At 72.2% G+C, this 17,316-nt stretch carries 19 protein-coding genes; 10 read left to right on the plus strand and 9 right to left on the minus strand.

Features of this window, described 5'->3' with window-relative positions; genetic code table 11:
* Positions 1–21 precede the first annotated feature (21 nt).
* The 7 genes from ACN28A_RS07905 to ACN28A_RS07935 form a co-directional block, all read right to left on the minus strand.
* Positions 22–747, minus strand: coding sequence for a uracil-DNA glycosylase (locus ACN28A_RS07905; RefSeq protein WP_421404223.1), 726 nt, complete (start codon positions 745–747; stop codon positions 22–24).
* 118 nt (positions 748–865) lie between these two features.
* Complete coding sequence (locus tag ACN28A_RS07910; protein WP_421393721.1) at positions 866–1,555, minus strand: dienelactone hydrolase family protein; 690 nt, start codon at positions 1,553–1,555, stop codon at positions 866–868.
* 207 nt (positions 1,556–1,762) lie between these two features.
* Positions 1,763–2,785 carry an HAAS signaling domain-containing protein gene (locus ACN28A_RS07915; protein ID WP_421393723.1) on the minus strand — a complete coding sequence of 341 codons (1,023 nt, stop codon included), beginning with the start codon at positions 2,783–2,785 and terminating at the stop codon, positions 1,763–1,765.
* On the minus strand, positions 2,782–3,114 hold the full coding sequence (locus tag ACN28A_RS07920; protein WP_421393725.1) for a PadR family transcriptional regulator: 333 nt from the start codon (positions 3,112–3,114) through the stop codon (positions 2,782–2,784). The genes ACN28A_RS07915 and ACN28A_RS07920 overlap by 4 nt, the downstream gene beginning before the upstream one ends.
* Positions 3,115–3,123: 9 nt before the next feature.
* Entirely contained in the window at positions 3,124–3,963 is an 840-nt protein-coding gene (locus tag ACN28A_RS07925) for a cytochrome c oxidase assembly protein (RefSeq protein ID WP_421393727.1), read from the minus strand.
* Complete coding sequence (locus ACN28A_RS07930; RefSeq protein WP_421393728.1) at positions 3,960–4,544, minus strand: DUF2243 domain-containing protein; 585 nt, start codon at positions 4,542–4,544, stop codon at positions 3,960–3,962. The genes ACN28A_RS07925 and ACN28A_RS07930 overlap by 4 nt, the downstream gene beginning before the upstream one ends.
* 193 nt (positions 4,545–4,737) lie before the next feature.
* The gene (locus tag ACN28A_RS07935; RefSeq protein ID WP_421393730.1) at positions 4,738–6,270 is read right to left on the minus strand and encodes a DHA2 family efflux MFS transporter permease subunit; all 1,533 of its coding nucleotides are present in this window, start codon (positions 6,268–6,270) and stop codon (positions 4,738–4,740) included.
* A 177-nt stretch (positions 6,271–6,447) separates the two neighbouring features.
* Here ACN28A_RS07935 and ACN28A_RS07940 point away from each other — a divergent pair, with 177 nt between their 5' ends.
* Both ACN28A_RS07940 and ACN28A_RS07945 read left to right on the plus strand, forming a co-directional pair.
* Complete coding sequence (locus ACN28A_RS07940) at positions 6,448–6,927, plus strand: MarR family winged helix-turn-helix transcriptional regulator (RefSeq protein WP_421393732.1); 480 nt, start codon at positions 6,448–6,450, stop codon at positions 6,925–6,927.
* Positions 6,928–6,978: 51 nt separating this feature from the next.
* Complete coding sequence (locus ACN28A_RS07945) at positions 6,979–7,317, plus strand: cupin domain-containing protein (protein ID WP_421393734.1); 339 nt, start codon at positions 6,979–6,981, stop codon at positions 7,315–7,317.
* A 9-nt stretch (positions 7,318–7,326) separates the two neighbouring features.
* Here ACN28A_RS07945 and ACN28A_RS07950 read toward each other — a convergent pair whose 3' ends face one another.
* Positions 7,327–8,136, minus strand: coding sequence for an SAM-dependent methyltransferase (locus tag ACN28A_RS07950; RefSeq protein ID WP_421393735.1), 810 nt, complete (start codon positions 8,134–8,136; stop codon positions 7,327–7,329).
* Between the two features lie 194 nt (positions 8,137–8,330).
* Here ACN28A_RS07950 and ACN28A_RS07955 point away from each other — a divergent pair, with 194 nt between their 5' ends.
* The 5 genes from ACN28A_RS07955 (at position 8,331) to ACN28A_RS07975 (ending at position 12,576) form a co-directional block, all read left to right on the plus strand.
* Positions 8,331–9,209: a helix-turn-helix domain-containing protein gene (locus tag ACN28A_RS07955; RefSeq protein WP_421393737.1), complete on the plus strand. Its 879-nt coding sequence runs from the start codon at positions 8,331–8,333 to the stop codon at positions 9,207–9,209.
* Positions 9,202–9,402 carry a DUF397 domain-containing protein gene (locus ACN28A_RS07960; protein ID WP_421393739.1) on the plus strand — a complete coding sequence of 67 codons (201 nt, stop codon included), beginning with the start codon at positions 9,202–9,204 and terminating at the stop codon, positions 9,400–9,402. The genes ACN28A_RS07955 and ACN28A_RS07960 overlap by 8 nt, the downstream gene beginning before the upstream one ends.
* Positions 9,403–9,711: 309 nt before the next feature.
* Positions 9,712–10,671: an SDR family oxidoreductase gene (locus ACN28A_RS07965; RefSeq protein WP_421393740.1), complete on the plus strand. Its 960-nt coding sequence runs from the start codon at positions 9,712–9,714 to the stop codon at positions 10,669–10,671.
* Between the two features lie 12 nt (positions 10,672–10,683).
* Positions 10,684–11,226: a GNAT family N-acetyltransferase gene (locus ACN28A_RS07970; protein ID WP_421393742.1), complete on the plus strand. Its 543-nt coding sequence runs from the start codon at positions 10,684–10,686 to the stop codon at positions 11,224–11,226.
* Between the two features lie 225 nt (positions 11,227–11,451).
* Complete coding sequence (locus ACN28A_RS07975) at positions 11,452–12,576, plus strand: TRM11 family SAM-dependent methyltransferase (protein WP_421393743.1); 1,125 nt, start codon at positions 11,452–11,454, stop codon at positions 12,574–12,576.
* Positions 12,577–12,681: 105 nt separating this feature from the next.
* On the opposite strand, the gene ACN28A_RS07980 is transcribed toward ACN28A_RS07975, so the two are convergent.
* Positions 12,682–15,603 carry an ATP-binding protein gene (locus ACN28A_RS07980; RefSeq protein WP_421393745.1) on the minus strand — a complete coding sequence of 974 codons (2,922 nt, stop codon included), beginning with the start codon at positions 15,601–15,603 and terminating at the stop codon, positions 12,682–12,684.
* A 163-nt stretch (positions 15,604–15,766) separates the two neighbouring features.
* On the opposite strand from ACN28A_RS07980, the gene ACN28A_RS07985 reads away from it, so the two are divergent.
* Genes ACN28A_RS07985 through ACN28A_RS07995 form a run of 3 tightly spaced genes read left to right on the plus strand, consistent with a single transcriptional unit; the run spans position 15,767 to position 17,313 of the window.
* On the plus strand, positions 15,767–16,120 hold the full coding sequence (locus tag ACN28A_RS07985; protein ID WP_421393747.1) for a VOC family protein: 354 nt from the start codon (positions 15,767–15,769) through the stop codon (positions 16,118–16,120).
* Between the two features lie 44 nt (positions 16,121–16,164).
* Positions 16,165–16,797, plus strand: coding sequence for a glyoxalase (locus ACN28A_RS07990; protein ID WP_421393749.1), 633 nt, complete (start codon positions 16,165–16,167; stop codon positions 16,795–16,797).
* Positions 16,798–16,848: 51 nt separating this feature from the next.
* Positions 16,849–17,313, plus strand: a complete 465-nt coding sequence (locus ACN28A_RS07995; protein ID WP_421393750.1) for an iron chaperone — start codon at positions 16,849–16,851, stop codon at positions 17,311–17,313.
* Positions 17,314–17,316: the final 3 nt, after the last annotated feature.

Here is a 17,316-nt window from a genome sequence, read left to right on the forward strand (position 1 = left end):
GCACCGCCCTTTCCGAGCCGTCTAGCGGTCCTCGTCCAGCCCGGCCAGGTGCCGGGCCCGGGTGAACACCTCGTCCAGCATTGTCGGTGTGAGCCGCCCGGTAAAGGTGTTCTGCTGGCTGACGTGATAGCAGCCGAGTACCTGCGGGACGGCACCGTCCTGCGACCAGTGTGCCCCATGCCCGAAGGCGGGTCGCGGGGTGGGCGGTCGCACGCCGTACACCTGACGGAGCACCGGCCACCACGCTGCCCAGGCGAACGCGCCGAGCGTGACCACGACGCGCAGGGTGGGTCTGATCAGGTCGATCTCCCGGTGCAGCCAGGGCGCGCAGGTGTCCCGCTCCGCCGGGTCGGGCCTGTTGTCCGGCGGGGCACAGCGGACGGCGGCGGCGATCCGGGTGTGCCGCAGGGCGAGGCCGTCGTCGGCGGCGACGCTCGTCGGCTGGTTGGCCAGGCCGGCCCGGTGCAGCGCGGCGAAGAGCACGTCGCCGGAGCGGTCGCCGGTGAAGACCCGTCCGGTCCGGTTGCCGCCGTGCGCGGCCGGGGCCAGGCCGAGGATGGCGATCCGGGCGTCGGCGGGCCCGAAGCCGGGGACGGGGCGGCCCCAGTACTCCTGGTCCCGGAAGGCGGCCCGGCGGACGGTGGCGACCTCCTCGCGCCAGGCGACCAGCCGGGGGCAGGCGAAGCAGTCGGCGACGGCGCCGTCCAGCGCGGCCAGGTCGGCCGCCCGCGCTGCGCGGGCGGCCACGTCGGCGGGGGTACGCGACGGCCGGCCCGGCCCGCCGCCACCCGGCGCGCTGGCCGGGGCGGCCCGGCGGCGCGGCCCGGTCGGGCCGGGCCGGGGTTCAGCCGGGCTGGGCCGCGGTTCAGCCAAGTCGGGACCGGAAGAGTTCCAGGGTACGGGCCCAGGCGCTGGCCGCCGCCGGCTGGTCGAAGACCTCCGGCCGGTCGTCGTTGAAGAAGGCGTGCCGGGTGCCCGGGTAGTCGTGGGTGGTGCAGTCGCCGCCGGCCGCCTCGATCGCCCGGCGGGCCGCCTTGACCCCGTCCGCCGCCGAGGTGCCGTCCTCCTCGGAGCAGTGGATCACGGCGGTCTTGCCGGCGTAGTTGGACCACTCGGGGCGCATCCGCTCCCAGGGGAGTACCGGATAGAAGCCGGCGGTCGCGACGATCCGGTCGGAGAGGGTGGCCGACCAGAGTGCGAGGCTGCCACCGGCGCAGAAGCCGACGCAGCCGACCCGGTCGCCGTCGACCTCGTCGCGCCGCACCAGGTAGTCGGCGGCACCGGCGATGTCCCGGGCCGCCTGGTCCATGGCCAGCCCCATCAGCAGCTTGCCGGCCTGGTCGGGCTCGGTGGTGGAGGCACCGTGGTAGAGGTCGGGGGCGAGGGCCACGAAGCCGGCCCCGGCGAACCGGTCGGCGACCGAGGTGATGTGTGGCACGAGTCCCCACCACTCCTGGATGACGATAACGGCCGGGCCGCTGGCGCCACCGGCCGGCAGCGCCAGGTAGCCCTCGCTGGTCCCCCCGTTACTCCGGTAACTCACCATCTCGCCCATCGGTGGCCCTCCTGTCGGTCAGTCATCGTTGGCTGGTCGCACAGTTCCACCCACCCAACCGGGGTACCGGGGGTTGCGTGCCGGGTGTCCGGGTAGCCTGCCACGCCCGACACGTGGGACGGAAGCCAACGACGACGTGGCGTACACCTCCTGTTGCCGAGGTGTACGCCACGTCGTCGCCGACCCGTGGGGAGCCGGGTTTGCGGTCTAGCCGGTCGGGGTAGGGGTGGGGGTTGGCCCGCCGTCCGGAGTGGCGCTGGGCGTCGCACCGCCCGGCGTGGTCGACGGCTCCACGGTCGCGCCCGGGGCCGGCGGTCCGGCCGGTGCGGTCGGTTCCGGGGCCGGCGGCGTGGTCGGTCCGAACCGGAACGGCGCACCCTCCGGGCAGAACGGGTACGGCTGCCGGGTCAGGTCGTTGTACTCCGACAGGTCCCGGTAACGCTGCTCCGCCTCCGCACACCACGGGTGGCCGAGCCGGATCGGCTCGCCGTTCTGGTCGAACAGGCGTACCCCCTCCAGCAGCCGCCCCTCGCTGTCGTAGACGTAGACGTCCTGCACCCCGGAGTACTGGTCGGTGTAGACCTGCTCGTAGGGGATCGTCGAGGTGCCGCCGGCCCGGCTGTCCAACTCGACGAAGCCGGCCAGCCCGAACAGCACCAGCAGGACCGCGCCGACGCCGAGGACCAGCTTCGGCCGCCGGCCCATCCGGTCGGTGCGCCGGCCGAGCCAGACCGATCCGGTGATGGTGGCGGCGAGCAGCAACAGCGCGGCCAGGCTGCTGCCGCCGAGCCGGGGCAGCAGGCCGAACGAGGTGCCGGTCAACAGCACGGTGATCAGCATCGCGGCGAGGTAGCCGCGCAGCACCCACCAGGCGGGCCGGAGCAGCCGGAGGAAGTCGCTCAGCCGCGAGTAGCCGAGGACCGGGCCGAGCCGGGTGTCGGCGGCGCGGAGCCGGTCCCGGCCCCTGCGGACCGCCGCGCCGATCCGCTGGTCGAGGTTGACGGTGGCGGCCGGCGGCGGGGTGACCCCGGCGGCGCCGCGCAGTTCCATCGCGTACGCCTCGGGCGGGCCGAGCCGTTCGTAGAGCGATCCCTCCGCCTCGGCGGCCACCTCGGCCAGGTGCTCGGGCAGGTCTTCGAGCAGTTCGTCGCGGACCGGCGGCGGCAGGTCGGCCAGTGCCGCGCGGACCTGCCCGACGTACCGGGCGATCTCCTGCTCCGTCACGGTCATGCCGCCATCCCCTTGTCGTCGAGCAGCGTGTCCATGGTGAGGGCGAAGGACCGCCAGACCTTGCCGGACCGGCGGAGCTGGTCGCGCCCCGCCGGGTTCAGCGCGTAGTACTTGCGGTGCGGTCCGGACTCGCTGGGCACCACGTAGGTGGTGAGCAGGCCGGCCTGGAAGAGCCGGCGCAGCGTGCCGTAGACGGAGGCGTCGCCGATCTCTTCGAGGCCGGCGGCGCGGAGCCGGCGCATGATGTCGTAGCCGTAGCCGTCCTCGTCCTTCAGCACGGCCAGGACCGCGAGATCCAGCACGCCTTTGAGCAACTGGGTCGTGTCCACGCGGCGATACTACTGTTTAATGCGCAGTACCGTCAACGAGGAGGTAGCGCGGCCGGTGGTGCGGCGTCCGGGACGCCAGGTGGCGACCAGGGCGGCGGCGAGCAGCAGCTCCGCGAGATCCCCGCCGTAGTACATGATCTCGGCAGCGGTGCGGACCTCGGCGGCCGGGGCGGCGATCCGCACCCAGTAGCCGCCGTACATCAGCTGCGAGACGACGGCGTGCAGCGCGATGGCGCAGCCGAGCCAGACCAGCCGGGTGGGTACGCCTGGACGGGCGGGTGCCGGATCGGGACCGGCGATGACGTGCGCGAAGAGACAACCGGCGAGCAGGAAGTGCACGTGCAGCAGCCAGTGCCCGGCCGGGCGGGCGGTGAGGGCGTCGAACAGCGGGGTGAAGTACAGCACGACGAGGCTGCCGGTGGAGAGCAGCCAGGCGACCGCCGGACGGGTCAGGAACCGGGCCGGCCGGCCGTGCAGGACCGCCACCAGTCGCCGGCCGTGCCGGACCGGCAGCGTACGCAGCAGCAGGGTGGCAGGTGCGCCGAGCACCAGGGCGAGCGGGGCGTACATCCCGACGAGCAGGTGCCCGAGCATGTGGCCCCGGAAGTCGGTGTGCACGAAACCGGCCAGCGGGGGCAGCAGCGCCACCGCCAGCAGCAACAGCCCGACGCCGAAACTGGCCGTACGCCACCGGCTCCAGCCCCGCCCCGGGTTGCCCCGCCGGGCCCGCCCGGCCAGGTAGAGGTATGCGGCGGCGCAGAGCAGCAGGCCCAGCGCGGGCAGCAGCAGCGCGGGGCCGACGCCCGCCCCGGCCTCCGGCAGCGGATGCGGGTGGTCGTGCGCCGTCAACCGGTCCGCCCCGGCCCGCCGGGCGTTCCGGCGTCCATCCGGCCGGCGGCCGGCGGCTCGGGGTCGAAGGACCGCCCGCCGCGCTGGAGCAGCCAGCCGGCGGCCACCAGCAGCGCGCCGAGGACCAGGAAGGCGATGTCCCACCAGAGCTGGTGCGCACCGGCGTAGACGTGGTGGACGCCGAGGATGTGATGGTCCAGGATGCCCTCGACCAGGTTGAACAGGCCCCAGCCGACCAGGATCCAGCCCCACAGCACCCGGGAGGTCCAGACCCGGCGGCGGTGCCGGGTGACCCGGGAGTAGAGGATCGCCAGGCCGACCAGTACGGCCAGCCAGCACACCGCGTGGAAGAGGCCGTCCCAGACCGTGTTCATCTCCAGCCCCGGGACGGTCTTCGGGTCGTAGTACCGCACTCCGACGTTGTCGGTGTCGGTGCTGCTGAGCATGTGGTGCCACTGGAGGATCTGGTGCAGCAGAATGCCGTCGACGAAGCCGCCGAGCCCCACGCCCAGCACGACCCCCGGCAGTCGCAGGCTGGCCGGCCCGGTCTCCGGCCGCGCGTCGCCCGCCCTGGTAGCCATGCGTCGTGTCCTTTCGTCCGTGCCGGCTCTCCCGCCTACCCGGACACGACGGAGATAATCCACCCGGCACGGCTGATCGGTCCCGGGCGGGGCCGGACGGGGCGAAACGACCGTCGACGGCGGATACGGCGAGGCCCTTCCGCCGGGCTTGCGGCGGAAGGGCCTCGTGGTTCGGCGGGTACGCCTCGACCGGTCAGTGCATGGCGACCGGGACCGGCGCCGCGCCCTGCTCCGGCGTCGCCGGGGCGATCCGCCGGCGCGGCAGCAGCAGCGCCGGGATCACGCAGAGGACGACCAGGACCAGCGCGACCACGTACGTCTGGCCGAACGCGTCGGCGAGCGACGCCTGGCCCTGGGCGAGTACCTCCGGCGGCACCTGGTCCGCCGGCACCTGCCCCTGGGTGACCGCCGTGTACCCGGCGGCGGCCGGGCTGTCCAGCACCCGGTTGGTGAGGACCACCGACATCACGGCGGTGCCGATCGACCCGGCGGTCTGCTGGACGATGTTCATCGTGGTGGAACCCCGGGCCACCTGCTGGTGGGTCAGGCTGGCCATCGCGGCGGACATGATCGGCATCATCGTCATGCCCATCCCGAGACCCATCACGAAGAGGGCGCCGAGCAGCACCAGGTAAGAGGTGTCGGCGGTGATCTGGGTGAACACGCCGAGCCCGAGGGCGATCACCACGATCCCGGTCAGCACCAGCCGGCCCGGCCCGGTCCGGTCGGTGAGCCGGCCGGCGATCGGCATGGTCAGCATGGCGCCGAGGCCCTGCGGGGCGAGCAGCAGGCCGGTGTCCAGGGTGCCCTGGCCGCGCACCTGGAGGAAGTAGCTCGGCAGCAGCAGCATCGCGCCCATGAACGACACCGTGAACAGCGTCATCGTGATGACCGAGACGGTGAGGTTGCGGTTCTTGAACAGACCGAGGTCGATCAGCGGGTGGTCCTTGCGCAGCGCGTGCAGCACGAAGCCGCCGACCAGGGCCAGGCCGGCGATCGCCGGGACCAGCACCTCCGCGTCGGCCACGGTGCCGGCCTCCGGGATGGAGGAGACGCCGTAGAGGAACAGCGCGAGGCCCGGCGAGAGCAGCAGCATGCCGACGAAGTCGAAGGACTCGGACGGGTGCGGCTCGTCCCTGGGCAGCACCCGCAGCGCGAGGAGGAAGGCGACGACGCCGACCGGCACGTTGATCAGGAAGATCCAGTGCCAGGAGACCGCCTCGATCAGCCAGCCGCCGAGGATCGGGCCGCCGATCGGGCCGAGCAGCATCGGTACGCCGAGCACGGCCATCACCCGGCCGACCCGGTGCGGACCGGCGGCCCGGGTCAGGATCGTCATGCCCAGCGGCATCAGCATGCCGCCGCCGAGCCCCTGGAGCACCCGGAACATGATCAGCGGGCCGATGTCCCAGGCGACGCTGCACAGCACCGAACCGCCGAGGAAGAGCACCAGGGACAGCAGGTAGAGGCGCTTGGTGCCGAACCGGTCGGCGGCCCAGCCGGTGATCGGGATCACGGTGGCCAGGGCCAGCGTGTACGCGGTCATCGTCCAGGCGACGGTGGCGTAGCTGGCGTCGAACTCGCGCTGGAAGGTCGGCAGCGCGACGCTGACGACCGTGACGTCGAGGATGGACATGATGATGCCGAGCACCACCACACCGGCGACTCTCAGGACGCCGGGATCGAGCTTGTCGCTCTCGGCGTCAGGTTGGACGGCCACGGACATGCGGCTCGCTCCTTTTCCCCGTGGATAAAAGTTTGGCTGACACTAACAGTTCGCTCGCAGCGAAGTATTCTGGGCTACCGTCCCCCGGCCGCCTGGTAGCCTCCGCTGACCCGCGGCGGCGTGGCTGCGCGGCGGCGACCGTCGGCACGCCGCCGTCTCCCTGCTCTGGAGGAACCGATGAGTGACCGGGACGATCTCATCGCCCAGATCATGGATACGCAACGGGAAATGCAGCACCACTTCGCCAACGACCCGGCGAACCCCCTCTTCACGCTGCACCTCACGTTGCCCCAGCTCAAGGCACTTCTCCTACTCTCCGCGCACGGCAGTATCGCCGGCCAGGAACTCAGCTCGGCGATGGGTGTGAGTCTGGCCACCATGACCGGGATGGTGGACCGGCTGGTCGCCCAGGGCCTGGTCACCCGCCGCGAGGACCCGCACGACCGCCGGGTACGCCGGATCGAGCTGAGCGGGCCCGGCCGCGACCTGGTCGACCGGTTCGTGACCGCCGGTACCCAGAAGATGCGCCGGATCCTCGACCGGCTCTCCGACGACGAGCTGCGCACCCTCGCCCAGTGCGGCGCGATGCTGACCAGGGCCTTCGCCGACGACCCCGAACCACCCGCCACCGGCTGTGTCCCGTTCGGGATCGGATAGGCCGGACCGCACTCCCGACCGGCGCGTGCACGGCACGTCTAGGGTGCACCCATGCAGATCATCCATGGTGCCGGCGCGTGGACGCCGCCGCCCGCCGGAGCGGCCGACGACTGGGTGGAGAACCTGCGGGTGCCGGATCTCTCGGTGGGGACGTACTGCATTCCGGCCGGTGGGACCGACGGTCAGAGTCCACACACCGAGGACGAGATCTACGTGGTCACCGCCGGACGGGCCCGGATCGTGACCCCGGAGGGTGCGAGCGAGGTCGCCCCCGGTGCGGTGATCTTCGTACCGGCCGGCGAGGAGCACCGGTTCGAGGACATCACCGAGGACCTGGCCCTGCTCGTGGTGTTCGGCCCGGCGTACGGCTCGCGCGCCCCGGGCCGGTGACGTCGGCGGCTAGCCCGGCCGTCCGCTGACGCAGAGCAGCGACCCGGTGCGGGTGGTCGCCGAGGTGACCGCGGTGGTCGGGAAGCCGTGCGCCGACAACGTCGCCGGCAGCCGCTGGACCAGCTCCGCCACCCGGGTCGCCTGCGGCGGTTGGTAGCAGAGGTAGAGCCCGCCGGTCGGGCGCAGCAACCGCCGCAGCAGCGCGAGTTCGGTGCCGGGCGACCGGGTCCAGAACAGGTTGACGTCCACGGCGAAGATCTTGTCGAAGCACTCGCCGTCCAGATCGGACTCCTCAAGCGAGCCGAGCCGGAACACGGCCCGCCCCGCCGCGGTGTGCTCCCGGTTGCGCCGCTCCGCCTGCCTGATCGCGGCCGGCGAACGGTCGATCGCGACGATCCGCCCGCCGACCAGCCGGTCGCAGACCAGCGACACCGCGATCCCGTTGCCGCAGCCGATCTCCAACAGGTGGTCGCCGGGCGCGACCTTCAGCAGGTCCACCGCCCACCGCAACCGCTCCGGCACCGCACTCCCGGCCATCACCGGACTGTACGAGCCGGCCAGTCGCAGCCGTGGTGCGGCCCAGGCGAGGAACCGGGCGTACATGGCGGCCGGGTCGGGACCGGGCTCGGGGTTCAGCCGGTAGAGGTCGTCGACCGCGTCCTGGAGCACCGTCGCGAGGTAGACGTGCAGCGCGACCGGATCGGCGGAGTACTCGACCGCCAGCCTGGAGCGGGCCACCGGGCACGGCCACGGTCGGGCGCAGGCCCGGCAGAGCCAGATCGGCCGCTGCGGCAGGTGCGGACGTACGACAGACGGCATCGCCAGCTCCCCTCCTCCGATGGTGGTCGCCGGCCGGCGACCACCCGACCCGGGAAGTGTGGGCATCGAAATACGTATCCGTCAGCAGTATGGCGCGAGATTTGCCGAGAAATATTGACATCGGATCGCCGTGCCCGATATCGCTGTCTCGTTCCAGCCGTTCGAAACTGTCAGGCAGAGAATGGAGCGGGATCGTGGGCGACCGCGCGTCATCCGTACCGCAACGTCAACTCGGGCGCCATTTGAAGATCGCCCGGGAGGAGGCCGGGATCAATCTGGAACCGGCGGCCAGGATCCTGGAATGGTCCCGGGCCCGGATGTACCGGATCGAGCGTGGCGAGACCACTGTGCGCACGCACGACGTCGAGGCGATGTGCCGGCTCTACGACGTCACACCGAAGATGACCGACGTGCTGCTCAGCCTCGCCAGGGAGTCCAAGGCCAAGGGCTGGTGGCACGCCTACGGCGAGGTCATCCCCTCGTGGTTCCAGTTGTACGTCGGCATGGAGGCGACCGCCTCGCGGATCCGCCAGTTCGAGTCATCACTCATTCCCGGCCTGCTGCAAACCGCCGACTACGCCGCCGAGGTGATCCGGACCAAGCCCGGGGTCACCGAGCAGGAGGTGGCCAGCAAAGTCGCACTGCGCCTGGAAAGGCAACGGATCCTCACCCGCCGGCAACCGAAGGCCCCCGATCTCGAAGTCATCGTCGACGAGGCGGTACTCCGCCGCCCGATCGCCGACCGCGACGCCTGGCTGGCCCAACTCGCCCACCTGGCCAACAGCAACCGCCTGCCCTCGGTAACCGTCCGGGTCCTGCCGCTGACATCCGGTCCACACCGGGCCTCGGTCGCGAACTCGTTCCATATCTTCGACTTCCCGGCGCAGGGCACCCGGCCGCCCGAGCCCACCACTGTTTACAGCGAGAACCTCACCGGCGCGCTCTATCTCGACAAGCCAGCGGAATTGGCCGACTATGAAGGCGCCTGGCAGACACTCGGGGAGCTGGCACTCACTCAGGAAGCCTCCGAGGACCTCCTCGCCGACATCATCAAGGAGGCAGTCGATGACTGAGCCGACGATTCTCAGCTGGCGGAAGAGCACCCGAAGCAGCAACCAGGGAGCGTGCGTCGAGGTGGCTGTGGATCGCGACCTGCGGGTGTGGGTGCGGGACAGCAAGGACCGTGACGGTGGGACGCTCGCGTTCCGGGCGGGCGCGTGGCGCGGCTTCCTCGCCGAACTGCCCGGCAATCCTGACGCCCGGTAGCCGCCCGGCCAGGACAATCCTCTCCGCGAGACTGTCGAGCTGCCCCGCCTGTGCGCCCACGCGCGGACCGCGGCCCCGCGTCTTGTCCGGTGCAGGCACGCGACGGCCTGAACCAGCCCACTCCGTGCAGGCATGCGCGGCCGCGTCACCCGTGCCCCGTCTGTGCACCCAGCTCGACAGTCTGCGCAGCGGCATGGTCCCGCCCGGCCCGTCGAGAGCCGGCGTCGGGCCGAGCGACTGCCCCGACCGCCCGGCCTCGCCGGGACGAAGGCCCCCCACGGAATCCGGCTGGACCTCGATAATCATCGAATGCCGCACCGCATGCCAGACATCGACGTACCGGACCTGACCGGCAAGCTCGCGGTGGTCACCGGAGCCAACAGCGGGGTCGGGTTCGGCGTCAGCCACCGGCTCGCCCGGGCCGGCGCCGAGGTGATCCTCGCGGTACGCAACCAGGCCAAGGGCGACCGGGCGCTGGCCGAGATCCGTGCCGAGGTGCCCGGCGCGACGGTGAGCCTCCGGCACCTGGACCTGACCTCGCTGGCCAGCGTGGCGGCGCTGGGCGAGCGCCTGGCCGAGGAGGGTCGGCCGATCGACGTCCTGGTCAACAACGCCGGGATCATGGGGCCGCCCCGCCGGGCGCTCTCCGAGGACGGGTACGAACTCCAGTTCGCCGTCAACTATCTCGGGCACTTCGCGCTCACCGGTCACCTGCTTCCGCTGCTGCGTGCCGCCGGGGCCGCCCGGGTGGTGTCGACCGGCAGCCTGATGAGCCGGTTCGGGCGGTTCGACTTCGACAACCTCCAGAGCGAGCGGAAATACCAGCCGGTGATCGCGTACGCGCTGTCCAAGCTCGCGATGCTGGTCTTCGCCCGGGAACTCCAGCGACGCAGCACCGCCGGTGGATGGGGAATCCTCAGCAACGCCGCGCATCCGGGTGCCACCATCACCAACCTCCAGGTGACCGGGCCGATGCACGGCGGCGGGTCGGTCCGACTCAACCGGCTCTGGAACCGGCTGATCTACCTCGTACCCTGGGTGTGGCAGGAGATCCCGGCCGGCGCCCTGCCCGCGGTCTACGCCGCGACGAGCCCGGCGGCCGAGGGTGCCGCCTACTACGGCCCGGACGGCCTCGGCGGCCTGCACGGCGGGCCGGCCCCGGCGAGGTTCCCCGCCCGTGCCCTGGACGACGCGGCCGCGCTCCGGCTCTGGGAGGTCTCGGAGCGACTCAGCGCGGTCCGCTACCCCGAGCCGCAGCCGGCCGGCTGAGGGGAGCGGATCATGGCACCACCCGTGCGGCTGCGCCCGGTACGCGAAGACGACCTTCCGATGTTGCAACGCTTCCTGACCGAGCCCGACCTGATCGGGCTGGACTGGACCGGCTTCCGCGACGCCCAGGAGCCGGTGCGCCGGTTCGCCGCCGACGGCTACCTCGGCGCCGAGAGCAGCCGGCTGATCGTGGAGACCGGCTCGACGGCCGGGGAAGGCGGCCTCGAACCGACAGCCGCCGGTTTCGTCGGTTGGCAGGCCACCGGGTACGGCGTCGCGAAGTTCTGGGAGATCGGCATCGCGCTGCTGCCGGAGTGGCGCGGCCAGGGAATCGGCTGGCGTTCCCAGGCCATGCTCTGCGATTACCTTTTCACCCACACCTCCGCCGAGCGCGTCCAGGCCGGTACCCACCCGGAGAACACGGCCGAGCAGCGGGCGCTGGAGAAGGCCGGCTTCCGCCGCGAGGGCGTACTCCGTTCCGTCGAGTTCCGGGCCGGTCGGTGGCGGGACGGCTGGCTCTACAGCCGGCTCCGGAGCGATCCAGCGCCGTCGTGAAACCCGGCGGCCGGGCGACCGGACCGGTTGCTAAGCTCCGCTCCATGAGTTTCTTCTTCCTCGCCTGACGCGACCGCTGGCGGGTTGCGGACAACCCCTCGCCAGCGATGCGGGGCGGCGTCGCGTCGCCCCGAGTCGCGACGTGGGAGAAGATCGGATGATCTTTCGGTTGCCGGCGCGTACTCGCGCCGGGGCCACACCGCGTCCTGGCACCGTCGTCACGTCGTGACGGCCACGCGCCTGGTGGCGCGGACGGTGCGGGGCATCGAGCCGGTGGTGGCCGACGAGATAGCAACACTTCACCTGGGCCGGGTCGGCACGGTCGCACACCGCGAGGTGTGGTTCGACCGCGTCGACCCCGGGCCGGAGGTACTGGATCTGCGCTGCGCCGACGACGTCTTCCTGGTCGGCGCGGTCGTGTACGGGATCGGCCGCGGCCGGGCCGACCTGCGGATGCTGGGCAAGGCCGCATCGGCGTTGCCACTGCGGGAGTTGCTGACCCAGTGGCGGCGCTGCGGCGGCACTGCCCGACACCCGCCCCCCGGCAGCGCCAGAAGCGACCGCCGGCCGCCCCGGTCGCATCGGTCAGCACCGCTGTCCGGGGTCGACGTCTCCGCGTCGTTCCTGGGACGGCGCAACTTCACCCGGTTCGATCTGGAGGACGCGGTCGGCGAGCCGATCGCCGCCGCGCTCGGGTTGCCGTACCACAGCCGACGGGGCGGGATCGCACCACCGCCGGGTGGACTCTCCTGGCGGGTGACCCTCGTCGACGACCGGGCCCTGGTGGCGCTGCGGATCGCCGACCGGCCGCTGCACCGCCGCGCGTACCGTCGGGTGTCCCGGCCGGGCAGCCTGCACCCGCCGGTCGCCGCCGCGCTGGTCCGGTTCGCCGCGGCGCGCGACGGCGACCTGCTCCTCGATCCCTGCTGCGGCGCCGGGACGATACCGGTCGAGGCGGCACTCGCCGGTCGAACCTTGTCCATTGTGGGTGGTGACATCGACCGGGCCGTCGTCGCGATCGCCGCCGGCAACGGCCGGGACGCACCGGTCGGCTGGGTGGTCGCGGACGCCGGCCGGATCCCGCTGCCGGACGGCACCGTCGACCTGGTGGTCACCAACCCGCCGTGGGACCGGCAGGTGCCGTTCGCCGGCATCCTGGCCCGGCACCAGCAGCGATTCTGGACAGAGCTGCGCCGGGTACTCCGCCCAACCGGCCGCGCAGTGCTGCTCCTCTCCGCCGTGGACGCCCATCTACCCGACGCGGACGCGACCGGTCTGACCCTGCACCAGCGATACCCGATCACCCTCTCCGGCACCCACCCCGAGATCGCCCTCCTGCGGGCTCGGTAACCCGTGGGGCAACGCTATTCCGGGAAAGAGTGGCTTTCTCGCGCTGCGAAGCCACTCTTTCCCGGAAGTTGTGCGCCAGCCGACTTCCCGCGTTGGCGAGGCGAGTTAGCGCCCCGGGCGGATCAGCCCGTGGACGCCTGCGCTCATCGGGGCGAGTCCGAGCTTGCGGAGCACGGCTGCGCCGCGCTCGGCATCGGCGCCGCCGGCCAGCAGCAGGGTCCGGCCGGACTGGTAGCGGCAGCCCGCCACCTCGAAGGCGGCTGCCGTGCCGAGCAGCGCCGCCCGGTCGCCGTCCAGCAGGGCTTCGGCCCGTGCCACCATGGCATCGGCCACCGGATTGCCGGCCACGATGGTCCGGGCCTCGACCAGGCGGTCGCGAGCCTCCGGGCTTCCGGCGAGTACGGCGGCCTCGGCGCGCAGTGCGACGTACCAGTGGAGCCAGATCCAGGTGACCCACTTCCACACCTCACCGGGCTCGGGTGCCATCCGCTCCAGCGCCTCCGGCGCCCGCCCCTGGTGCAGCAGGAGCATCGCGTCGAAGACCGCCCCGTAGCCGTAGGTAAGCCCGCCCGCCGAGGTGCCGAGCTGATCCAGGATCTCCTGCCACTCGCCCCTCGCCGCCTGGTCGTCACGCAGGCCGTGGATCATCGCCACCCCGACGGCCGCCGGAGCGAGCCCCGGCTGGGCCGGACTGCCCGACCGCCGCCACCCGTCGAGGAACCGGACACTGCCGGTCAGCACCTCGGTGGCATTGCCGGCCAGTGCCTCCACCATCAACAACCGGTACGTGGCGAGGTGCCCGACCTCGGCCAGCGCCGGATGGCCGGCCAGTTGCCGTGCCCACCGCCGGGCGCCCGGCACGTCCCCGGCGCCGAGGCCCGCCTCGGTGACCATGCCGAGTGCGTCGATCAGCTCGTGGGTGCCAGCCGGGGTATCCGGAGTGCCGGTCAGCAGCATGATCCGGCGCTGTGCGGTGGCCGCGACCGCCAGGTTGTCACCGGCCCAGCTGTGCGCGGCGGTGAGTGCGTCGAGTGCGGCCGACTCGGCGAGGTGGTCGCCGGTCCGGCGGGCGAGTTCGACCGCCCGCTCGGCGCGCGCGATCGTCTCCGGTACGGCGTTGTCCGGCGGTCCCTGGGCGGCACCGAACGCGTCGGAGAGCACCCCTGCCTCGGCCAGCGCCACCGCAGCCCGCGCGGCCGGGTCGTCGCCGGCCAGCTCCCGCGCCTCGGTGAGCAGCGCGAGCGCCTCCGCCGGGGACGGGATCCGCACGAACTTGCTCGAGAACCGGTAAGCGGTGGTGGCGGCGGTCGCCAGATCACCGGCGGCGCCGGCGGTGTCACCGGCCCGACGGGCGGCGTCGGCGGCAGCGCGCCGCAGCCGGTACATGTCGTCACCGATAGTCCGGCAGCCGGCCACGGCCGCGGCCTGCCGGTACATCGAGGCGGTGACCGCAGGATCGTCGGCGAGTACGGCCGCCTGCTCGTAGCGCTGCTGGGACTCGGCGGTCAGGTGACGGGTGAAGGTCAGCTCCGCCAGGAAACCGGCGAGCCGACAGGCGTCCGCGCGCTGCTCCGCCCGGTCGGCCGCCCAGGCGAGGGCGGCACGGAGGTCGTCGGCCACCGCGTCGAAGCGGACCCGCCAGTCCGCTACCGTCTCGGTCAGGCCGGCGGCCTGCGCCAGGCACCAGCGAAGGTGCCGGGACCGGGCGTCGACCAGCTCACCGGCCTCGGTGAGCCGCTCCGTCCCGTACTGGCGGATGGTTTCCAGCGCCCGGTACCGGGTGCCGCTCGGGGAGGCCGTCACCACCAGCAGGCTCTGTTCGGCGAGCCGGGCCAGTCCCTCGGCGACAAGACCCTCCTCGGCCCCGGCGACCTCCGCCGCGCCCTCGAACCCGGCGACCTCCGCCGCACCCCCGGCACCGGTGACCTCGGCCGCCGCGTGCTCGAAGCCGGTGACCTCGGCCGCCGCGTGCACGAAGCCGGTGACCTCGGCCGCCGCCTGCGCGGTGAACGGTGCCACGAACACCGACACCCGGCGCAGCAGCGTCCGGTCGGCCGGCTCCAGCAGGGCGTGGCTCCAGTCCAGTACCGCTCGCACCGAACGGTGCCGCTCATCGGCCCGGGATCCGCCGGTCAGCATCCGGAGCGGATGGGACAGCGCGGCGGTGATGCCGTCCAGCCCGAGCGTGGGATACCGAGCGGCGGCCAGCTCGATCGCCAGCGCCATGCCGTCCAGCCGCTCGCAGATCGAGGCGACCTGCTCGCGCAGCGGAGGATCCAGCGGCCAACCTACCGCCGCCGCCCGCTCCATGAACAACGCGACCGCGTCCGACCTCCCGTCGGCGGCCAGCGACAGCGGCGGCACCTGGTACACCCGCTCGAACGGCACCATCAGCCGGGCTCGGCTGGTCGCCAGTACCGTCACCGCCGGGCACGCTGCCAACAGCCGCTCCAGCAGCGGCGCCACCCCGTCCAGTACGTGCTCGCAGTTGTCCAGCACCAGCAACGCGTGATGGTCGGCCAGCGCCGCGACCACGGACTCCGTCATGTCGCGTCCGGGCTGGTCGCCGAGGCCGAGCGCCCCGGCGACGGCGGTCGCGACCATGCCTGGGTCGGCGACCGGGACCAGGTCGACGAACCACACCCCGTCGGGGTACCCGCCGGCGGCTTCCGCGGCCACCGCCAGCGCGAGCCGGGTCTTGCCCACGCCACCGGGGCCGACCGCCGTCACCTGACGGTGCGCCCTGGTCAGCTCGGTCAACTCGGTCCGCTCGCGCACCCGGCCGACGAACGAGGTCAGCGGGGCCGGCAGGACCGGTACCGGCTGAGCCGGGCCGGAGACGGCCAGTTCAGGCACCCGCTGGGCAAGCGCACGCCGGTCCGGGACCGCCAGCTTGCGCAGCAGCGAGGAGACGTGGGTCTCCACGGTACGCACCGAGATGAACAGCCGTGCCCCGATCTCGGCGTTGCTGAGGTGCTCTCCGACCAACGCGAGCACCTCGGCTTCCCGAGGCGAGATGTCAACCATTGCCCCATTCTGTCAGCCCTCCGTGGGCCGATTCCCCGTGGCCGCTCCGTGGCCGCTCCGTGGTCAGCACGGATCCGCACCGGACGGGCCGGCGGAGATGCTGTCTGCGTACCCGAAAGACCGGGCCGACGGCGGCCCGCAACCAGCGATCGAAGGAGGAACCATGACCGGTTCTGCCACCCAGGGGATCAAGACCGTGCTACATCCGGTGTCGGACCTGGCGAGGGCCAAGGCGGTGTACGCGGCCCTGCTCGGCGTGCCGCCGGCAACTGACTCGTCCTACTATGTCGGCTTTGACGCCGAGGGTCAGCACATCGGGTTGGTGCCAGGCGGCGGACCACAGGGCATGACCTCGCCGGTCGCCTACTGGCACGTACCGGACATCGCGGCGAAGCTGGCCGAACTGACCGCCGCCGGTGCCACCGTGACCGAGCCCGCGCACGAGGTCGGTGGGGGCCGCACCGTCGCCACCGTCAGCGACCCGGACGGCAACGTCCTGGGACTGATCCAGGACTGACTTCCTTCCGCCACCCCATCCGACAGTCACGGAAAGGCACTGCCATGCCCTCGATCGAGTTTGTCACCCTCGAAGTGTCGTCCGGGCCCACCGCCGCCAGCACCTTCTACGCCGAGGCCTTCGACCTGGGCACCCGGGTACGGGTAGGCGGCTCGCAGGCACCCACGACCGGCTTCCGTGGGTTCGCCGTGTCGCTCGTGGTGTCCCAGCCGAACATCGTGGACAGTTACTTCGACGCCGCCCTCGAACGCGGAGCGACAGCACTGAAGCCGGCCGCGAAGAGTTTCTGGGGCTACGGCGGGGTGCTTCGCGACCCGTACGGCACGATCTGGAAGATCGCGTCATCGTCGAAGAAGAACACCGGACCGGCGCGTCGACACGTCGACGACATCGTCCTGCTGCTGGGCGTGGCCGACGTCGCCGCGACCAAGCGGTACTACGTCGAGCGCGGCCTGCCGGTGGCCAAGAGCTTCGGTCGCAAGTACGTCGAGTTCGCCACCTCGGGGATCAAGCTGGCCCTCTACGGCCGCCGTGCCGCCGCCAAGGACGCGGGCGTCTCTCCCGACGGCACCGGATCACACCGGCTCGTCATCGGCGGCGACGCCGGCACCTTCGCCGACCCGGACGGCTTCCGGTGGGAGGCCGCCTCCGCCTTCGTCCCCGCCTCGTCCGAGTAGTACGGCGAGACCAACCCGGCCACCTCCGGCCTCCGTACCGCACGTTGGGAGATGTCAAGCATGAGCAGCAGCGACAACAGCAGTTACCAGGGTTTCAGCGCCGAAGAGCGGGCCGCGATGAAGGAACACGCCCAGGAGCGGAAGAAGGCCGCAGCACGCCGTGGCTCGCGGGCGGACAAGGCGGCGGAAGCGGAGCGGGACGTACTCGCGAAGATCGCCGAGATGCAGGACTCGGACCGGATCATGGCCGAACGCATCCATGCCGTGGTCACCGCCAGCGCCCCCGCGCTCGCTTCGAAGCTCTGGTATGGCATGCCCGCCTACACGCTCGACGCCAAGATCATCTGCCACTTCCAGCCCGCCGCCAAGTTCAAGACGCGCTACGCCACGCTCGGCTTCAGCGACCACGCCAACCTGGACGAGGGCGCGATCTGGCCCACCTCCTTCGCCATCACCACGCTGACCCCCGAGGTGGAGGCCCACCTCACCGCCCTCGTCCGACGCGCCACCGCCTGACGC

The organism is Plantactinospora sp. WMMB782, from assembly GCF_049179135.1.
Taxonomy (GTDB): Bacteria; Actinomycetota; Actinomycetes; order Mycobacteriales; family Micromonosporaceae; genus Plantactinospora.